At 50.1% G+C, this 341-nt stretch carries 1 pseudogene; it reads right to left on the bottom strand.

Annotated features, from left to right (window positions below):
* Positions 1 to 341, bottom strand: a pseudogene (locus HC176_RS18140) (DNA primase); the annotation flags it as partial.

The following is a 341-nucleotide window of genomic DNA, read 5'->3' as shown; positions in this document are numbered from 1 at the left end:
CTTCCTCCACCATTCCATAGTGAAGCAACAGACTAATTATGGTTCGCTCCAGGATGTACAGCTCATCCACCTTCACCTGGGGAGTTGCAGGATCATCCCGCACCACCTCAAACTGCTGTGTCTTCTTTGGAGCCGTTTTCCCGGTCTGTCTGCCGCTCATTTGTGCAAGGGTGGAGAAAAGCACCTCTTCAGAGATATCCATAATGCGGGATGTCTCCTGCACATATACCTCCTGCTGAATATTATCGGGGATCTTCGAAATACTGCTCACCATATCCCGAATTAACCCGGCCTTCTTCACCGGGTCATTCTTCGCCTCCTCCATAAGGAGAGAAGCCTTA

It is taken from the genome of Tamlana crocina, assembly GCF_012037625.1.
This window is presented reverse-complemented; position numbering and strand designations above follow the sequence as displayed.